This is a genomic window from Caballeronia sp. BCC1704, from assembly GCF_902833455.1.
Classification (GTDB): domain Bacteria; phylum Pseudomonadota; class Gammaproteobacteria; order Burkholderiales; family Burkholderiaceae; genus Caballeronia.
In genome coordinates this window covers 242,634-259,509 of record NZ_CADFFT010000004.1, presented here as the reverse complement: position 1 = coordinate 259,509, position 16,876 = coordinate 242,634, and the positions used below count along the sequence as shown (strand labels likewise).

Below are 16,876 nucleotides of genomic sequence, written 5' to 3'. Positions count from 1 at the left end.
AAGTCGGCGGGCAGTGCATACTGAGCGCATGCAGACCGATGCAAGCCCACGCTGCGTCGGCGGATGAAAGAACGAACAACCCGGCATAAGGCAGGAGCGCGCATGACTCAGAATCCTGGCAAACCTGCGAGCCTCGCTGATCTGCGCGCGCTCGACCTTTACGACTTCGCCGAGAACAAACGGCAGGCGGCGGGCGCGTTGCGTACGTCGCAAATGCCGCGCATGTTAGCCGAAGTACCGGCGGACGCGCCAGAGGACGACACGGTCTTCACCTGGCAGGGCGAGGGCTCGACCCAGCCGGAATTGCAGGACGACGGCACGGAAGCGCCGCAGCCGTATCTGCGCCTCGCGGTGCACGGTTCGGTGTGGCTCACGTGCCAGCGCTGTCTTTCGCCGTACTCGCAGCATCTCGACGTCGACGCGACGTATCGGATCGTCGCGACGGAGGAAGAAGCAGACGAGTATCCGCTCGACGAAGATGAAATCGAAGTGATCGTCGGCTCGCGCCAGTTCGATCTCATCGACTTGATCGAAGAAGAGCTGTTGCTTTCCTTGCCGCTCGTGCCGAAGCATAGCGTCTGTCCGGAAGTGCATGAAAGCCTGCTCGCAGGCAGCGCCGAGGACGAGGCCGACGAAGGCGGCGAGGAAGCCGAGAAACCGAATCCGTTTGCCGTTCTGGAAAAGCTCAAGACGAGCGGTCCGGACGACAAGAAGCATTGATGGCGCAGTGCGGCGAATCCTCGCCGCACGCAATCTCCCGCTTCGAGCGGTGGGCCGGGACGGCCGGAGTTTTCCGCGAACGCGGAGACAGGTCGCCCTGTGTTAGAATTCGCAAAATTTTTCTGGAGTAATCATGGCAGTTCAGCAAAACAAGAAGTCGCCGTCCAAGCGCGGCATGCACCGTTCCCACGACTTCCTCCCGACGGCACCGCTGGCTGTCGAACCGAGCACGGGGGAAGCGCATCTGCGTCACCACGTGAGCCCGAACGGCTACTATCGTGGCAAGAAAGTCGTCAAGACGAAGAACGACTAAGCGTTCGTTCTGCGCTTTGCCGCGTGCGCATCGCCGTCTTGCGGTGGCTCGCGCCTGGCACGCTGTTGACACTTTCCCGGTACGACAAGAAGGCGGCATTTCACTGCCGCTTTTTTGTGCCTGAAATTCGTCGCTTTCCATGACCGTAAAGATAACCATTGACTGCATGGGAGGCGACCACGGTCCGGCCGTGACCGTTCCCGCCGCTGTCAATTTCGTGCGCTCGCATCCCGACGCGCACCTGATGCTCGTCGGCATCGAACAGGCGATCCGCGCCCAGTTAAAGAAGTCGAAGGCGCTCGACGAGCCGCGCCTGACCGTCGTTGCCGCAACCGAAGTCGTCGCCATGGACGACCCGGTCGAAGTCGCGCTGCGCAAGAAAAAAGATTCGTCGATGCGCGTGGCGCTTAACCTCGTGAAGGAAGGCGAGGCGCAGACCTGCATTTCCGCGGGCAATACGGGCGCGCTCATGGCGGTGTCGCGCTACGTGCTCAAGACGCTCGCGGGCATCGAGCGGCCGGCCATCGCCTTCGCGATGCCGAGCCAGAAGGGCTACACGACCGTGCTGGACCTCGGCGCGAACGTCGATTGCGAGCCCGAACATCTGTTGCAGTTCGCCGAAATGGGCCACGCGCTCGTGTCCGCGATTGAAGGCCGCGAGCGGCCGACCATCGGGCTGCTCAATATCGGCGAAGAAGTCATCAAGGGCAACGAAACGATCAAGCGCGCGGGCGAGCTGCTGCGCGCGAGCACGCTCAACTTCTACGGCAACGTCGAAGGCAACGACATCTACAAAGGCACGACCGACGTGGTCGTGTGCGACGGCTTCGTCGGCAATGTCGCGCTGAAAACGTCGGAAGGGCTCGCCAAGATGCTCTCCGACATGATCAAGGAAGAGTTCACGCGCTCGCTTTCGAGCAAGCTGATGGCGCTCGTCGCCATGCCGGTGCTCAAGCGGTTCAGAAAGCGCGTCGATCCGGCGCAATACAACGGCGCGGCGCTCCTCGGCCTGCGCGGGCTCGTGATCAAAAGTCACGGCTCCGCGGAAGCGTACGGCTTTGAGTGGGCGATCAAACGCGGGTATGATGCCGTCAAAAATGGCGTGCTCGAACGCCTCGTGCGCGCGATGGAGGAAAATGCGCTGTCCGCGCCGTCCGGACAAGACTCGGGCACGAGCGCGCCGGCTGCCGGTGCGTCCGCCGACGCGCTCGCGCTTCAGCCGAATTCCTCGCCTAACCCCTCGCCTAACCCGCCGGACGCGTCCGGCACCGCGCAACACACGAAGGCATAATGGCTCAATCCAATCTCTACGCTCGCGTGCTCGGCACTGGCAGCTATCTGCCGTCCGAGCGCATCACGAATCAGGCATTGGCGGACCGTCTCTCGCAGCAAGGCGTCGAGACGAGCGACGAATGGATCGTCGCGCGCACGGGCATCCACGCGCGGCACTTCGCGGCTCCGGATCAAACCACGAGCGATCTCGCGCTCATCGCTTCGCAGAAGGCCATCGCGGCGGCCGGCATCGATCCGCAGTCGATCGACCTCATCATCGTCGCCACATCGACGCCCGACTTCGTGTTTCCGAGCACCGCGTGCCTGTTGCAGAACAAGCTGGGCATCAAGAACAACGGCGCCGCGTTCGACGTGCAGGCCGTGTGCTCGGGCTTCGCGTACGGCATGGCGACGGCGGACAGCTTCATTCGTAGCGGCATGCATCGCACGGCGTTGGTCGTCGGCGCGGAGACGTTCTCGCGCATTCTCGACTTCAAGGACCGCACGACCTGCGTGCTGTTCGGCGACGGCGCGGGCGCAGTGGTGCTTCAGGCGTCGGAAGAGCCGGGCGTGCTCGCGAGCGCGCTGCACGCGGACGGCAGCTACGCCGACATTCTCTGCACGCCGGGCAACGTGAACGGCGGCGTCGTGAGCGGCAGCGCGTTCCTGCACATGGACGGCCAGGCGGTGTTCAAGCTCGCCGTGAACGTGCTGGAGAAGGTCGCGATCGAAGCGCTCCAGAAAGCGCATCTCACGCCGCAGGAGATCGACTGGCTCATTCCGCATCAGGCGAACATCCGCATCATGCAGAGCACCTGCCGCAAGCTGCACTTACCGCAGGAGCGCATGGTCGTGACGGTCGGCGACCACGGCAATACGTCGGCGGCGTCGATTCCGCTCGCGCTCGACGTCGCGGTGCGCGACGGCCGCATCAAGCGCGGACAGAACGTGCTGATCGAAGGCGTCGGCGGCGGCTTCACGTGGGGCGCGTCGGTCTTCCGCTATTGATTCTTTCATCCGTCTCCCTCCATTAATCTGCAACTGATCCGCTGTCGATGAAGCTGCGCGCCGCGCGTGCAACCGGCGACGCCGCGCGCGCCCTCGACGCATAGGCGGATCATTCCAATCCAACGAGGACGATATGAAATTTGCGTTCGTTTTCCCGGGCCAAGGCTCGCAATCGATCGGCATGCTCAACGCCTTTGCCGATCACGCCGTGGTGCGCGAGACGGTGCAGCAGGCATCGGATGCGCTCGGGCAGGATCTCGCCAAGCTGATCGCCGAAGGTCCGGCCGAAGAGCTCAATCTGACGACGAACACGCAGCCGGTCATGCTCACGGCCGCGTACGCCATCTACCGCGTATGGGAAAAGGAAACCGGCCTTTCGCCGGCGCTGGTCGCGGGCCACAGCCTCGGCGAATACACGGCGCTGGTCGCGGCGGGCGCGCTCGCTTTCGCGGACGCGGTGCCGCTCGTGCGCTTTCGCGCCCAGGCGATGCAAAGCGCGGTGCCGGTCGGCGAGGGCGGCATGGCGGCGATTCTCGGTCTCGACGACGACACGGTGCGCGCAGTGTGCGCGGAAACCGCGTCGGCGGGCGTCGTGGAAGCGGTGAACTTCAATGCGCCGTCGCAAGTGGTGATCGCGGGCGCGAAGGCGGCTGTCGAAAAGGCGTGCGAAGTGGCGAAAGCGAAAGGCGCCAAGCGCGCGTTGCCGCTGCCGGTTTCCGCGCCGTTCCATTCGTCGCTGCTCAAGCCCGCGTCCGATCAACTGCGCGACTATCTCGCGAACGTCCGCATCGAAGCGCCGCGCATTCCGCTGATCAATAACATCGATGTTGCGAAGGTCTCGGACCCCGCCGCGATCAAGGACGCGCTCGTGCGTCAGGCCGCGGGTCCCGTGCGCTGGGTCGAGTGCGTGCAGGCAATGGCGCGTGAAGGCGTCACGCACGTCATCGAATGCGGTCCCGGCAAAGTGCTCGCGGGGCTCACGAAGCGCATCGACGGCAATCTCGTCGGCGGTGCGGTGTTCGATCCCGCCTCGCTCGAGGAAACGCGCAAACTGATCGCTGGATAAGAGGCAACCACATGAACATGGACAATCAGGTAGCTATCGTCACGGGCGCGTCGCGTGGCATCGGGCGCGCCATCGCGCTGGAACTCGCTCGTCAGGGCGCGACGGTCATCGGCACGGCCACGAGCGAAAGCGGCGCGGCGGGCATCAGCGAAGCGCTGGCGCAGGCGGGCGGCAAGGGCCGCGGCGCGGTGCTGAACGTGAACGACGCCGCAGCGGCCGACGCGTTCATCGAAGCCACCGTGAAGGAGTTCGGCGGCCTCAACGTGCTCGTGAACAACGCGGGCATCACGAAAGATCAGCTCGCCATGCGCATGAAGGACGACGAATTCGACGCCGTCATCGACACGAACCTGCGCGCGGTCTTCCGCCTGTCGCGAGCCGTCCTGCGCCCGATGATGAAGGCGCGCGGCGGCCGCATTATCAACATCACGTCGGTGGTGGGCTCGTCGGGCAATCCCGGTCAGGCGAACTACGCGGCGGCGAAGGCCGGCGTCGCGGGGATGACGCGCGCGCTGGCACGCGAGATCGGCAGCCGCGGCATTACCGTGAACTGCATCGCGCCGGGCTTCATCGATACGGACATGACCAAGGTCCTGCCGGAAGAGCAGCGCGCCGCGCTCACCACGCAAATTCCGCTCGGCCGGCTCGGCAGTCCGGAAGACATCGCGCATGCGGTGGCGTTCCTGGCATCGCCGTTCGCCGGCTACATCACGGGCACGACGCTGCACGTGAACGGCGGCATGTACATGTAATAGGCATTTCGCCGAATATCGCTTAATATCCGCGCGGCACACGGGCGCGCAAAATGCTCTCACCGGCATGCGCGCCCCGTACAGCGCGGCAGCAACGAACGATGCAGGCCGTCGGCTCGCGCCTTGATGAAGCGCAGCAGGCGGCGAAGCATGGAACTGACGCGCCGTATTTTGCGGGTACAAACCTGATAAAATGCGCGCACTCGTATTTTTGAACTTTTATTCCCTCGGAGGGCTGCATGGACAACATCGAACAGCGCGTGAAGAAGATCGTCGCCGAACAACTCGGCGTGGCGGAAGCCGAAATCAAGAACGAAGCGTCGTTCGTGAACGATCTGGGCGCTGACTCGCTCGACACGGTGGAACTGGTGATGGCGCTGGAAGACGAGTTCGGCATGGAAATCCCCGATGAAGAAGCCGAGAAGATCACCACGGTTCAGCAAGCGATCGACTACGCTCGCGCCAACGTCAAGGCCTAAGGCCGGACGCGCCAGCGACCCGTCGCTCTTCGAGCTTGAAGCATCGTCGCTGCAAAGACCGATTTAACAGCCACAGGGCACACAGGGCGGTTTCCTGTGGCCGCTGTGGCTTTTGCTTTTCGTCATTCTATGGATAAGGGGTTAACGTGAGCCGTCGTCGAGTTGTTGTTACAGGCCTTGGGCTCGTTTCGCCTGTCGGCAATACCGTTGCCGACGGCTGGGCCAATCTGGTGGCGGGCAAGTCGGGCATCGCCAACATCACGAAGTTCGACGCCACGAACTTCTCCACGCGTTTCGCGGGCGAGGTGAAGGGCTTCAGCATCGAAGACTACATGCCCGCCAAGGAAGCGCGCCACATGGATACCTTCATCCATTACGGCTTCGCGGCAGGCGTTCAGGCGATGCAGGACAGCGGCCTTGCGATCACCGACGAAAACGCCGAACGCGTGGGTGTGGTGGTCGGCTCGGGCATCGGCGGGCTGCCGATGATCGAAGTCACGCAGACCGAGCTGCTCAATCGCGGTCCGCGCCGCATTTCGCCGTTCTTCGTCCCGGCGTCGATCATCAACATGATCTCCGGCCATCTGTCGATCCGCTTCGGCCTCAAGGGCCCGAATCTGTCGATGGTCACGGCGTGTACCACTGGCCTGCACTGCATCGGCGAAGCGTCGCGCCTGATCGAATACGGCGACGCCGACGTGATGATCGCGGGCGGCGCGGAAGCGACGGTTTCCCCGCTCGGCATCGGCGGCTTCGCGGCGGCGCGCGCGCTCTCGCAGCGCAACGACGACCCGGCGACGGCCAGCCGCCCCTGGGACACGGACCGCGACGGTTTCGTGCTCGGTGAAGGCGCGGGCGTCATGGTGCTCGAAGAATACGAGCATGCCAAAGCGCGCGGCGCGAAGATCTATGCCGAAGTGCTGGGCTACGGCATGAGCGGCGACGCTTACCACATGACGGCGCCGCCCGAAGACGGCGACGGCGGCCGCCGCGCGATGGTCAACGCGCTCAAGAACGCGAAGGTCAACGCGGACGAAGTCAACTACGTGAACGCGCACGGCACGTCCACGCCGCTCGGCGACATCGCGGAGACCATCGGCATCAAGCGCGCGCTCGGCGATCACGCGAAGAACATCGTCGTGAACTCCACGAAGTCGATGACCGGGCACCTGCTCGGCGGCGCGGGCGGGCTGGAGTCGGTGTTCACGGTCCTCGCCGTGCATCATCAGGTCTCGCCGCCGACCATCAACATCTTCAATCAGGACCCGCAGTGCGACCTGGATTACTGCGCGAACACGGCGCGGGAGATGAAGATCGACGTCGCGGTGAAGAACTCGTTCGGCTTCGGCGGCACGAACGGCTCGCTCGTCTTCAAGCGTTTCTGAGCACGGCGCACTCGTCAAGGACGGGGGACACGATGACGGGCGCGCATCTGAATCGGCCGCATGGGGAAGCGGGCACACCGCCGCGCATCCCCATGCGGCCTTCGCGTTTTCTGTTCGCGGCGCTCATCGGTTTTGTCGTCCTGGCGGACGCGGCCGTCTTCCGGGCGGTCTTCGCGCAATTTGGGCCGCTTCACGCGACCGTGGCCGCGCTAGCGTGTCTAGCGGCCCTCGCCCTGGCGGCCGTGCGCTGGACGCTGCGCCAACCGGCGGCCATCGGCCTGCACGCGGACGGCGTCACGGTCTGGAACCGCGCGGGCTACGCGCAGTACCGGCGCATCGTCGGCTGCGCGCAATGGGGCGCGGTCGTCGCGCTCACGTTGTCATCGGAAAAAGGCGGGCCGCGCGCGCTTCTCGTCGCGGCGGATTCCATCGATCCCGACACCTTCCGCCAGCTTGCCGTGCGCGCCCGCCGCGCCGCCAGCGCCTACCTGTAAAGACTGTAACGGTAGATGAGCGTCCGGGATAACGCGAAGTCCGTGACGCTACAATACCCGTCCGCGCAACAGCCCAAAGTCAAACGGATTCCCAGGTGAGCGAAAAAGAAATCGACCAAGTGCTGGTCGAACGCGTGCAGAAGGGCGACAAAGCCGCGTTCGAACTGCTGGTCGCCAAATACCACCGCAAGATCATTCGACTGATCTCGCGCCTCGTGCGCGATCCCGCCGAAGTCGAGGACGTCGCCCAGGACGCCTTCATCAAGGCCTACCGCGCGCTGCCGCAGTTTCGCGGCGAATCGGCGTTCTACACCTGGCTGTACCGCATTGCCGTCAACACGGCGAAAAACTACCTCGCGACGCAGGGACGCCGCGCTCCCACTTCTACCGAAGCAGATGCGGAAGAAGCGGAAACTTTCTCCGACGCCGACCAACTAAGGGATATCAACACGCCCGAGTCGATGTTGATGAGCAAGCAGATCGCTCAAACGGTCAATGCTGCGATGGCGCTGCTGCCCGAGGAATTGCGCACCGCCATCACGCTCCGGGAAATCGAAGGATTGAGTTACGAGGAAATCGCGGAGATGATGGACTGCCCGATCGGCACCGTCAGATCGAGAATTTTCCGTGCTCGGGAAGCCATTGCGGCAAAATTGCGTCCGTTGTTGGACACACCCGAAGGCAAACGCTGGTAAGCCGGCTGGAAACTTCGGGACAGGGACGCGATATCTGGGTTAGGTGGTGTCACTACGGCTGGTTTCGAAGGATTGGGGAGCATCATGGGGTCGGTCTCGATGCAATCGAACGCAAAATCGCAGGGAAATTCGCAGGCAAGCTCGCGCGGGGAGCGCATGTCGGCGTTCGCCGACGGTGAATCGCTCGGCGAAATTGGAAACATCGGTCAGTTCCTGGCGGAACTGACGAGCGAGGACCGCGCGGCGTGGTCCGACTATCATCTGATCGGCGACGCGCTGCGTTCCGACGATCTCGCCGAGAGCCCGGCGCGCAGCCGCGCGTTCATGGCGTCGTTCGCGGCGCGCTTCGAGGCCGAGGCGCACGTGCTGGCGCCCGCGGCATCGGCTTCGGCGCATAAGGCGCGCAGCGGCATGCTGCGCCGGCGCGTGGTGCCGGCGTTCGCGGTCGCGGCCGCCGCGGCCACGCTCACGTGGATCGTCGTGCCGCAAATGCAGGGCGTCGGCGTCCACTCGGGCGCGCAAGTGGCAAGCGTCGCGCAGCCGGATTCGGTGCAGCGTGTGGCGCTGGCGTCGGTGCCGGCCGTGACCACCGCCGCGCCGGTCGTCGAGGCGAACATCATCCGCGACGCGAATCTCGATCAGTACCTCGAAGCGCATCAGCAGTTCTCGCAGCAGCCTGCGATTCCCGGCGCCATGCCACTGATTCGCGCCGCGGTGACAACGCAGAGCCAATAACTGAAGGCAGGTGTGCGGTTGAATAAAACTAGATATTGGGGGCGGCTGCCGGCATTGATGTTCTGCGCAGCCGCGTTGTTGTGCGCGGCATCCGCATCGTTCGCTGACAGCGGCAACGCGCCGGATCGCAAAACCGCCGCCAACCTGCTCAACCGCATTCAGGAAGCGGCCCAGCAGCAGAATTACGAGGGCACCTTCCTTTATCAGCGCGGCGCGACGGTCCAGTCGTCGCGCATCACGCACGTCGCCACCCGCGGCGACGGCGATTACGAATCGCTCGAAAGTCTCGACGGCGCGCCGCGCCGGATGCTGCGCCACGACGACGACATGCTCACGTTCGTGCCGGAGCGGCATCTGCTCGTCATGGAGCATCGGCAGAGCAAGGATTCGTTTCCGTCGCTGCTCGCCACGAGCGGCGATCAGGTGCTCGCGGTGTACGAGCCGAAGCTGCTCGGCACCGACCGCGTCGCGGGCATCGAGAGTCAGGTGATCGAACTCGACCCGAAAGATGCCTATCGTTTCGCCTACAAGCTGTGGGCGGACGCGAAGACCGGTCTCTTGCTGCGCGCGCAGACGCTCGATCCGGACGGCCAGGTGCTGGAACAGCTTTCGTTCTCGCAGGTGCGTATCGGCGGGGCGATCGATAAAGCCTCGATCGCGAACGGCATGCGCGCCACGGCGGGCTGGAACGTCGTGCGCCCGCCGGTGCAGCCGGTCGACTTGCAGGCGCAGGGCTGGCAGATCAAGCCGACCATTCCCGGCTTCAGGCTGATCCGCCAACTGCGCCGGCCGATGGCGTCGAGCGAGCAGGGCCAGCCGCCGATTCCGGTCGATCAGGCCGTATTCTCAGACGGCCTTGCCGCCATTTCCGTGTTCGTCGAGCCGGTCGAGAAGAATTCCCGCAAGGAAGGCGCGGGCAATAACGGCGCGACGCATGTGCTCGTGAAGCGTCGCGGCGATTTCTGGATTACTTTGCTGGGCGAAGTGCCGCAAGCCACGTTGCAGCAATTTGCTTCTACCATAGAATACAAGCCTTCCAAGTAATCGAATCCCTCGGCCTTCCATCCATGAGCAACTACTCGCTGCGCAAGTTCATCGCGGCCGCGGCGCTCGCCGTGTGCCTGCCGTTCATCTCGCAAGCGGCGGCAGCAGCGCCCACGGTGAATCTGCCGGACTTCACCACGCTCGTCGACAAGGTCGGGCCTTCGGTCGTGAACATCCGCACGACCTCGCGCGTCGGCTCGTCGGGCGAAATGCGCGGCTTGCCGCCGGGCCTCGATGAAGGCGACATGTCGGAATTCTTCCGGCGCTTCTTCGGCATTCCGATGCCGGGGCAGCCGGGCTCGCCGCGCGGCCACGGTGGCGGCGGCGGTGGCGGAGGAGGCGGCGATCAGGGCAAGGGCGGCAGCCGCAGCCTCCCGCCCGATGACAGTCAGGACAACTCGGAGCAGAGCAGCGGCGTCGGCTCGGGCTTCATCCTCTCGACCGACGGCTACGTGATGACCAACGCGCACGTGGTGGACGACGCGGACACGATCTACGTCACGCTCACCGACAAGCGCGAGTTCAAGGCGCGGCTCGTCGGCGTCGACGAGCGCACGGACGTCGCGGTCGTGAAGATCAGCGCGTCGAATCTGCCGGCCATCACCATCGGCGATTCGAACAAGGTGCGCGTCGGCGAATGGGTGCTCGCCATCGGCTCGCCGTTCGGGCTCGACAACACGGTGACGGCGGGCATCGTCAGCGCGAAGGGCCGCGACACGGGCGACTACCTGCCGTTCATCCAGACCGATGTCGCGGTGAATCCCGGCAACTCCGGCGGTCCGCTCATCAACATGGCGGGCGAGGTCATCGGCATCAATTCGCAGATCTACAGCCGCACTGGCGGCTTCATGGGCATTTCGTTCGCGATTCCGATCGACGAGGCCATGCGCGTGGCGGATCAGCTGAAGACGTCGGGCAAAGTCACGCGCGGGCGCATTGCGGTCGCGATCGGCGAGGTGACGAAGGACGTGGCCGATTCGCTCGGCTTGCCGAAGGCGCAGGGCGCGCTCGTCAGCAGCGTCGAGGCGGGCGGGCCGGCCGACAAGGCGGGCATTCAGCCGGGCGACATCATCCTCAAATTCAACGGCGTGAACGTGGAAACGGCGACTGACCTGCCGCGCATGGTCGGCGACAGCAAGCCGGGCATGAAAGCGACGATCACGATCTGGCGCAAGGGCCAGTCGCGCGATCTGCCGATCACCATCGCAGAAATGCAGCCGGACAAGGTCGCCAAGACCGAGCAGCGCCGCGCGCCGCAGCCGAAGGAGCGGGCGAGCAATTCGCTCGGCCTCGCGGTGAGCGACATCCCGGCCGAGCAGAAGAAGGCGCTCAAGCTCAACGGCGGCGTGCAGGTGGATGCCGTCGAAGGGCCGGCGGCGCGCGCGGGCTTCCAGAAGGGCGACATCATCATGCGGATCGGCGACACGGACATCACGAGCGCGAAGCAGTTCGAATCCATCGCGCAGGGGCTCGATGCCAGCAAGATGGTCGCGATTCTCGTGCGCCGTGGCGACAACACGCAGTTCGTGCCGCTGCGCCCGCGCGTGCCGGCGCAGAAGTGACGGCCGCGCGATGAGGGCGGACCACGCCGCGCATTTCGTGCTGTACGGGCGCGCGTGGTGCCATCTGTGTGAAGACATGCGCGCGGAGCTCGAGCCGATCGCGCAACGCTTCGGCGTGGCGATCGAGTGGATCGATATCGACGACGATCCGCACCTGGAGGCGCGCTACAACGAGCGCGTGCCGGTGCTGATGCTGGACGGCGTCGAGGTGTGCGAGCACCGGCTCGACGTGGATGCCGTCCTGGCGGCGCTTGCCTCGCGCCGTTCATAGAGCCGCCGAACGCCGAAAACGCCTGCCCACCCCCTTTTCGGCTAAAATGCAGAAGTTTTCCCCCAAATTTTTCAAGGCGTGCTCCGCATGTGTGAGGGCGCGCCTTTTTCGCTTGATCGGCACTGAATGAATCATATTCGTAACTTTTCGATCATTGCGCACATCGATCACGGCAAGTCCACGCTCGCGGACCGCATCATCCAGTTGTGCGGCGGGCTGTCCGATCGTGAGATGGAAGCGCAGGTGCTCGATTCGATGGACCTGGAACGCGAGCGCGGCATCACGATCAAGGCGCAGACGGCGGCGCTCACCTACAAGGCGCGCGACGGCCAGGTCTACAACCTCAATCTGATCGATACGCCAGGACACGTCGACTTCTCGTACGAAGTCAGCCGTTCGCTTTCCGCTTGCGAAGGCGCGCTGCTCGTCGTCGATGCGAGTCAGGGCGTCGAGGCGCAGACCGTTGCGAATTGCTACACGGCAATCGAACTGGGCGTGGAAGTCGTGCCGGTGCTGAACAAGATCGACTTGCCGGCCGCGAATCCGGAAAACGCGATCGCCGAGATCGAAGACGTGATCGGCATCGACGCGACGGACGCCGTGCATTGCAGCGCGAAGACCGGCCTCGGCGTGGAAGACGTGCTCGAATCGCTGATCGCGAAAGTGCCGCCGCCGAAGGGCGATCCGGACGCGCCGCTGCAGGCGCTGATCATCGACTCGTGGTTCGACAACTACGTCGGCGTCGTGATGCTCGTGCGCATTTTCAACGGCACGCTGAAGCCGAAGGACAAGATCAAGATGATGGCGACCGGCGCTCAATATCCGGTCGAGCATCTCGGCGTGTTCGCGCCCAAGTCGACGAACCTGTCGCAATTGTCGGCGGGTCAGGTCGGCTTCGTGATCGCGGGCATCAAGGAACTGACAGCCGCGAAGGTCGGCGACACGGTTACGGTCGCGAACCGTCCGGCGGCCGAGCCGCTGCCGGGTTTCAAAGAAGTGAAGCCGCAGGTTTTCGCGGGGCTGTATCCGGTCGAAGCAAATCAGTACGACGCGCTGCGCGAATCGCTCGAAAAGCTGAAGCTCAACGACGCGTCGCTGCAATTCGAGCCGGAAGTGTCGCAGGCGCTGGGCTTCGGCTTCCGTTGCGGCTTCCTCGGCCTTCTGCACATGGAGATCGTGCAGGAACGGCTCGAACGCGAATTCGACATGGACCTCATCACCACCGCGCCGACGGTGATTTACGAGGTCGTCCAGCGCGACGGCACCACCATCTCCGTCGAGAACCCGGCGAAGATGCCGGAGCCGTCGAAGATCGAGGAAGTGCGCGAGCCGATCGTTACCGTGAACCTGTACATGCCGCAGGAGTATGTCGGCTCGGTCATCACGCTGTGCACGAACAAGCGCGGCCAGCAGATCAACATGCAGTACCACGGCCGTCAGGTGCAGTTGACCTACGAAATCCCGATGGCGGAAATCGTGCTCGACTTCTTCGACCGCCTGAAGTCGACGTCGCGCGGCTATGCGTCGATGGACTACGAGTTCAAGGAATATCGCGCGGCGGATGTCGTGAAGGTGGACATGCTGATCAACGGCGACAAGGTCGATGCCTTGTCCGTCATCGTTCACCGCTCGCAAAGCCAGAGCCGCGGCCGCGAAGTCGCGTCGAAAATGCGCGAACTGATCCCGCGCCAGATGTACGACGTGGCGATTCAGGCGACCATCGGCTCGAACATCATCGCGCGCGAAAACATCAAGGCGCTGCGCAAGAACGTGCTCGCCAAGTGCTACGGCGGCGACATCACGCGCAAGAAGAAGCTGCTCGAAAAGCAGAAGGCGGGCAAGAAGCGCATGAAGCAGGTCGGCTCTGTCGAGATTCCGCAAGAGGCTTTCCTCGCCATCCTGCGCGTGGACGAGTGACGTTCGCGCGCCGCCGGGCGCAGAACAACAACCGACGATAACAACCGGAAGCGATTGATGAATTTCGCATTGATTCTCTTGATCCTCGTCGTGGTGACGGGTATTGCATGGGTGCTGGACAAACTGGTGTTCGTGAAGCAGCGCCGTCGCTCGGCGGACGCTGCCGTGGCCGAGTTCGACCGCCAGCAGGAACGCGTCGGCGAGCGCTTCGCCGATGAAAACGCCGACCAGACGCGCGCGCGCCTGCGCAACGAGGCGCTGCGCCAGCCGTGGTGGCTGGAATATACGGCGAGCTTCTTCCCTGTGATTCTCGCGGTGTTCGTGGTGCGCTCGTTCATCGTCGAGCCGTTCAAGATTCCGTCCGGGTCGATGGTGCCGACGCTGCTTGTCGGCGACTTCATTCTGGTGAACAAATACGAGTACGGCCTGCGCCTGCCGATCAGCAACACGAAGCTGACGCAAGGCAAGCCGCTCACGCGCGGCGATGTTGTCGTGTTCCGCTATCCGAAAGACGAATCGGTCGACTACATCAAGCGCGTGATCGGCCTGCCGGGCGATACCGTCGCGTACGAAAACAAGCAGCTCACGATCAACGGCAAGCCGGTGCCGGAAACGCCGCAGCCGGACTACTTCGACGACGAGCGCATCGGTTACGCGAAGCAATTCATCGAAGATCTCGACGGCCGCAAGAACGCCATCCTCAACAATCCGCAAGTGCCGCCGTTCGTCGTCGGCCAGGACGACTTTCCGTATCGCGACAACTGCGTCTACAACGCGCAAGGCGTGACCTGCAAGGTGCCGCCGGGCCATTACTTCATGATGGGCGACAACCGCGACAACAGCGCCGACAGCCGCTACTGGGGCTTCGTGCCGGACAACAACATCGTCGGCCGCGCGTTCTTCATCTGGATGAACTTCAGCAACCTGAAGCGCATCGGCTCCTTCGAGTGATCCATCGCGGTGCCGTCGCGCTCGCGTCGGCGCTGCTTCGAAACGGCGTGAAGAAGCGCGGCTAAGACCGTCTCGCCACGCGTTTTCCCGGCTCGCCGGGCGGAATCGGCCGCCCGCGCGGGCGCGTTATACTCTGTCCATGCCATCTTCTCCGTTGGAAAGCCGGCTGCAGTACGAATTTCGCAATGCGGAATTGCTGCGCCAGGCGATGACCCACCGCAGTCACAGCGCCACGCACAACGAACGGCTCGAATTTCTCGGCGACTCCGTTCTCAATTGCGTGGTGGCGGCGCTTTTGTTCCAACGATTCAGCAAGCTCGACGAAGGCGACCTCTCGCGCGTTCGGGCGAACCTCGTCAAACAGCAATCGCTTTACGAAATCGCGCAGGCGCTCAACGTCTCGGAAGGCTTGCGTCTGGGCGAGGGCGAACTCCGCAGCGGCGGCTTCCGGCGTCCGTCGATTCTGGCGGACACGCTCGAAGCCATCTTCGGCGCGATCTTTCTCGACGGCGGCTTCGACGCCGCGTTTGCCGTCATCAAGCGTCTCTACACGCCGGTGCTCGATCACATTGATCCGCGCACCATCGGCAAGGACGCGAAGACGCTGCTTCAGGAATATCTGCAGGGCCACAAGATCGCGCTGCCGACTTACACCGTGGTCGCCACTCACGGCGCCGCGCACAACCAGCAGTTCGAAGTCGAATGCTCGGTGCCGAAGCTCGATGTGAAAGTGTCCGGCTCCGGCGCGAGCCGCCGCGCGGCGGAACAGGCGGCGGCCAAGAGGGCGCTCGATGAAGTCATGGCCGCGGCGCCCACGCTCGGCGTGAAGCCTAAGCGCAAGGGCGCGCGCGCCGCCAAGCTCGCGCAGGTGGAAGTGGTGCCGGGCGTGACCGGCGTGCAGGCCGCGCTCGACTTGCGCTCGCCGGAGCGCCGCGAGCGCGATCGTCAGCGCAACCATTCCGCCGATGCGAGCGCGTCCGCCGAGCAGACGCCCGCCGCGCCGCTTGCCGTGATTCGGGCAACGCACGTCGAGCCGTCCGCTGCGTCGTACGCAGCCGCCGAGAAGCCCGAGCGGCACGTCATCCATCGCCCGGAGAAGGCGGTGAAGAGCGAAGCGGCGCAAACGCCGGATGCGAGCGCCGACAACGCGCCGCCCACCGACGACGCCCGCAGCACCGCCAGCGACGACGCCTCGGCCAGCCGCGTCGTGCGCGCCGCCGACGCCGGCCACTGACGCGCCTTCAGCCGCACATGCGCCATCGCGCCCTCGCAACATCGCGCACAACGAACCTTCGCCGCACACCACTATGAACGCTCCCACATCTCCCGGTTTCCGCTGCGGCATGGTCGCCATCGTCGGCCGGCCCAACGTCGGCAAGTCGACGCTCATGAACGCGCTCGTCGGCCAGAAGGTGAGCATCACGTCGCGCAAGGCGCAGACGACGCGCCATCGCATTACCGGCATCAACACGGTCGAGGACGCGCAGTACATCTTCGTCGACACGCCGGGCTTTCAGACCCGCCACAGCGGCGCGCTCAACCGCTCGCTGAATCGCGCGGTGACGTCCACGCTGACTTCGGTCGATGCGATCCTGTTCGTGATCGAAGCGGGCCGCTTCGGTCCCGACGACGAGAAAGTGCTCGACCTGATTCCGGCCGGCACGCCGACGCTTCTGATCGCGAACAAGCTCGACCGCGTCGGCGACAAGGATTCGCTCTTTCCGTTCATGCAGCAGATGTCCGCGCGACGCGACTTCCGCGAAATCGTGCCGCTCTCGGCGAAGAATCCGGATGACATCAAGCGGCTCATGTCGGTCGTGAAGCCGTATCTGCCGGAAGGCGAGCCGATCTACGGCGAGGACGATCTGACCGACCGCAGCGAGCGCTTCCTCGCAGCCGAGATTCTGCGCGAGAAAGTGTTCCGCTGGACCGGCGACGAGTTGCCGTACACGAGCACCGTGCTCATCGACAAGTTCGAGACCGAAGGGCGCCTGCGCCGCGTGTTCGCGACCATTCTCGTGGAGCGCGACGGCCACAAGGCGATGATCATCGGCCAGAAGGGCGCGAAGCTGAAGCAGATCAGCACCGAGGCGCGGCTCGACATGGAAAAGCTCTTCGACGGTCCCGTGTATCTGGAAACCTTCGTCAAGGTGAAAAGCGGCTGGGCCGACAACGAAGCGGGCCTGCGCGCGTACGGCTACGAGTGAGGCCC

The 16,876-nt window shown here is 64.3% G+C and carries 18 protein-coding genes; all 18 read left to right on the top strand.

Annotation, left to right across the window (positions count from 1 at the left end):
* Positions 1-102: 102 nt before the first annotated feature.
* Complete coding sequence (locus HWX53_RS20950; protein ID WP_175944479.1) at positions 103-720, top strand: DUF177 domain-containing protein; 618 nt, start codon at positions 103-105, stop codon at positions 718-720.
* Between the two features lie 133 nt (positions 721-853).
* On the top strand, positions 854-1,033 hold the full coding sequence (rpmF, locus tag HWX53_RS20945; protein WP_159836666.1) for a 50S ribosomal protein L32: 180 nt from the start codon (positions 854-856) through the stop codon (positions 1,031-1,033).
* A gap of 139 nt (positions 1,034-1,172) precedes the next feature.
* Positions 1,173-2,324 (top strand): phosphate acyltransferase PlsX, encoded by a 1,152-nt coding sequence (gene plsX / locus HWX53_RS20940; protein ID WP_175944477.1) that lies wholly within the window; start codon positions 1,173-1,175, stop codon positions 2,322-2,324.
* Positions 2,324-3,313, top strand: coding sequence for a beta-ketoacyl-ACP synthase III (locus HWX53_RS20935; RefSeq protein ID WP_175944475.1), 990 nt, complete (start codon positions 2,324-2,326; stop codon positions 3,311-3,313). Before plsX ends, HWX53_RS20935 begins: the two co-directional genes overlap by 1 nt.
* 133 nt (positions 3,314-3,446) lie before the next feature.
* Positions 3,447-4,379 carry an ACP S-malonyltransferase gene (fabD, locus tag HWX53_RS20930; protein WP_175944473.1) on the top strand — a complete coding sequence of 311 codons (933 nt, stop codon included), beginning with the start codon at positions 3,447-3,449 and terminating at the stop codon, positions 4,377-4,379.
* Between the two features lie 11 nt (positions 4,380-4,390).
* Positions 4,391-5,131, top strand: a complete 741-nt coding sequence (fabG, locus tag HWX53_RS20925; protein WP_175944471.1) for a 3-oxoacyl-ACP reductase FabG — start codon at positions 4,391-4,393, stop codon at positions 5,129-5,131.
* 239 nt (positions 5,132-5,370) lie between these two features.
* The gene (gene acpP / locus HWX53_RS20920) at positions 5,371-5,610 is read left to right on the top strand and encodes an acyl carrier protein (protein WP_004197638.1); all 240 of its coding nucleotides are present in this window, start codon (positions 5,371-5,373) and stop codon (positions 5,608-5,610) included.
* 146 nt (positions 5,611-5,756) lie between these two features.
* The gene (gene fabF, locus HWX53_RS20915) at positions 5,757-6,995 is read left to right on the top strand and encodes a beta-ketoacyl-ACP synthase II (RefSeq protein WP_175944469.1); all 1,239 of its coding nucleotides are present in this window, start codon (positions 5,757-5,759) and stop codon (positions 6,993-6,995) included.
* A 32-nt stretch (positions 6,996-7,027) separates the two neighbouring features.
* The gene (locus HWX53_RS20910) at positions 7,028-7,489 is read left to right on the top strand and encodes a protein YgfX (protein WP_244140208.1); all 462 of its coding nucleotides are present in this window, start codon (positions 7,028-7,030) and stop codon (positions 7,487-7,489) included.
* Positions 7,490-7,584: 95 nt separating this feature from the next.
* A complete protein-coding gene (rpoE, locus tag HWX53_RS20905; RefSeq protein WP_159836660.1) occupies positions 7,585-8,184 on the top strand; it encodes an RNA polymerase sigma factor RpoE in 600 nt (199 codons plus the stop codon).
* A gap of 84 nt (positions 8,185-8,268) precedes the next feature.
* Entirely contained in the window at positions 8,269-8,919 is a 651-nt protein-coding gene (locus HWX53_RS20900; RefSeq protein WP_175944467.1) for a sigma-E factor negative regulatory protein, read from the top strand.
* 57 nt (positions 8,920-8,976) lie between these two features.
* The gene (locus HWX53_RS20895) at positions 8,977-9,963 is read left to right on the top strand and encodes a MucB/RseB C-terminal domain-containing protein (protein WP_175945244.1); all 987 of its coding nucleotides are present in this window, start codon (positions 8,977-8,979) and stop codon (positions 9,961-9,963) included.
* 23 nt (positions 9,964-9,986) lie between these two features.
* Complete coding sequence (locus tag HWX53_RS20890) at positions 9,987-11,525, top strand: DegQ family serine endoprotease (protein WP_175944465.1); 1,539 nt, start codon at positions 9,987-9,989, stop codon at positions 11,523-11,525.
* A 10-nt stretch (positions 11,526-11,535) separates the two neighbouring features.
* On the top strand, positions 11,536-11,796 hold the full coding sequence (locus HWX53_RS20885; protein ID WP_175944463.1) for a glutaredoxin family protein: 261 nt from the start codon (positions 11,536-11,538) through the stop codon (positions 11,794-11,796).
* A gap of 126 nt (positions 11,797-11,922) precedes the next feature.
* Positions 11,923-13,713 carry a translation elongation factor 4 gene (gene lepA / locus HWX53_RS20880; protein WP_175944461.1) on the top strand — a complete coding sequence of 597 codons (1,791 nt, stop codon included), beginning with the start codon at positions 11,923-11,925 and terminating at the stop codon, positions 13,711-13,713.
* Positions 13,714-13,770: 57 nt separating this feature from the next.
* Complete coding sequence (gene lepB, locus HWX53_RS20875; RefSeq protein ID WP_175944459.1) at positions 13,771-14,664, top strand: signal peptidase I; 894 nt, start codon at positions 13,771-13,773, stop codon at positions 14,662-14,664.
* Between the two features lie 139 nt (positions 14,665-14,803).
* Positions 14,804-15,898, top strand: coding sequence for a ribonuclease III (gene rnc / locus HWX53_RS20870; RefSeq protein WP_175944457.1), 1,095 nt, complete (start codon positions 14,804-14,806; stop codon positions 15,896-15,898).
* 73 nt (positions 15,899-15,971) lie between these two features.
* Positions 15,972-16,871: a GTPase Era gene (gene era / locus HWX53_RS20865; protein ID WP_175944455.1), complete on the top strand. Its 900-nt coding sequence runs from the start codon at positions 15,972-15,974 to the stop codon at positions 16,869-16,871.
* Positions 16,872-16,876: the final 5 nt, after the last annotated feature.

Excerpts from the sequence above, each read along its gene's own strand:
- HWX53_RS20895 (WP_175945244.1), top strand. The coding sequence starts at position 8,977 with ATGTTCTGCGCAGCCGCGTTGTTGTGCGCGGCATCCGCATCGTTCGCT.
- HWX53_RS20910 (WP_244140208.1), top strand. The coding sequence starts at position 7,028 with ATGACGGGCGCGCATCTGAATCGGCCGCATGGGGAAGCGGGCACACCG.
- fabG (WP_175944471.1), top strand. The coding sequence starts at position 4,391 with ATGAACATGGACAATCAGGTAGCTATCGTCACGGGCGCGTCGCGTGGC.
- HWX53_RS20885 (WP_175944463.1), top strand. The coding sequence starts at position 11,536 with ATGAGGGCGGACCACGCCGCGCATTTCGTGCTGTACGGGCGCGCGTGG.
- acpP (WP_004197638.1), top strand. The coding sequence starts at position 5,371 with ATGGACAACATCGAACAGCGCGTGAAGAAGATCGTCGCCGAACAACTC.
- HWX53_RS20900 (WP_175944467.1), top strand. The coding sequence starts at position 8,269 with ATGGGGTCGGTCTCGATGCAATCGAACGCAAAATCGCAGGGAAATTCG.
- lepA (WP_175944461.1), top strand. The coding sequence starts at position 11,923 with ATGAATCATATTCGTAACTTTTCGATCATTGCGCACATCGATCACGGC.
- rnc (WP_175944457.1), top strand. The coding sequence starts at position 14,804 with ATGCCATCTTCTCCGTTGGAAAGCCGGCTGCAGTACGAATTTCGCAAT.
- HWX53_RS20935 (WP_175944475.1), top strand. The coding sequence starts at position 2,324 with ATGGCTCAATCCAATCTCTACGCTCGCGTGCTCGGCACTGGCAGCTAT.
- HWX53_RS20890 (WP_175944465.1), top strand. The coding sequence starts at position 9,987 with ATGAGCAACTACTCGCTGCGCAAGTTCATCGCGGCCGCGGCGCTCGCC.
- HWX53_RS20950 (WP_175944479.1), top strand. The coding sequence starts at position 103 with ATGACTCAGAATCCTGGCAAACCTGCGAGCCTCGCTGATCTGCGCGCG.
- lepB (WP_175944459.1), top strand. The coding sequence starts at position 13,771 with ATGAATTTCGCATTGATTCTCTTGATCCTCGTCGTGGTGACGGGTATT.
- rpmF (WP_159836666.1), top strand. The coding sequence starts at position 854 with ATGGCAGTTCAGCAAAACAAGAAGTCGCCGTCCAAGCGCGGCATGCAC.
- fabD (WP_175944473.1), top strand. The coding sequence starts at position 3,447 with ATGAAATTTGCGTTCGTTTTCCCGGGCCAAGGCTCGCAATCGATCGGC.
- plsX (WP_175944477.1), top strand. The coding sequence starts at position 1,173 with ATGACCGTAAAGATAACCATTGACTGCATGGGAGGCGACCACGGTCCG.
- era (WP_175944455.1), top strand. The coding sequence starts at position 15,972 with ATGAACGCTCCCACATCTCCCGGTTTCCGCTGCGGCATGGTCGCCATC.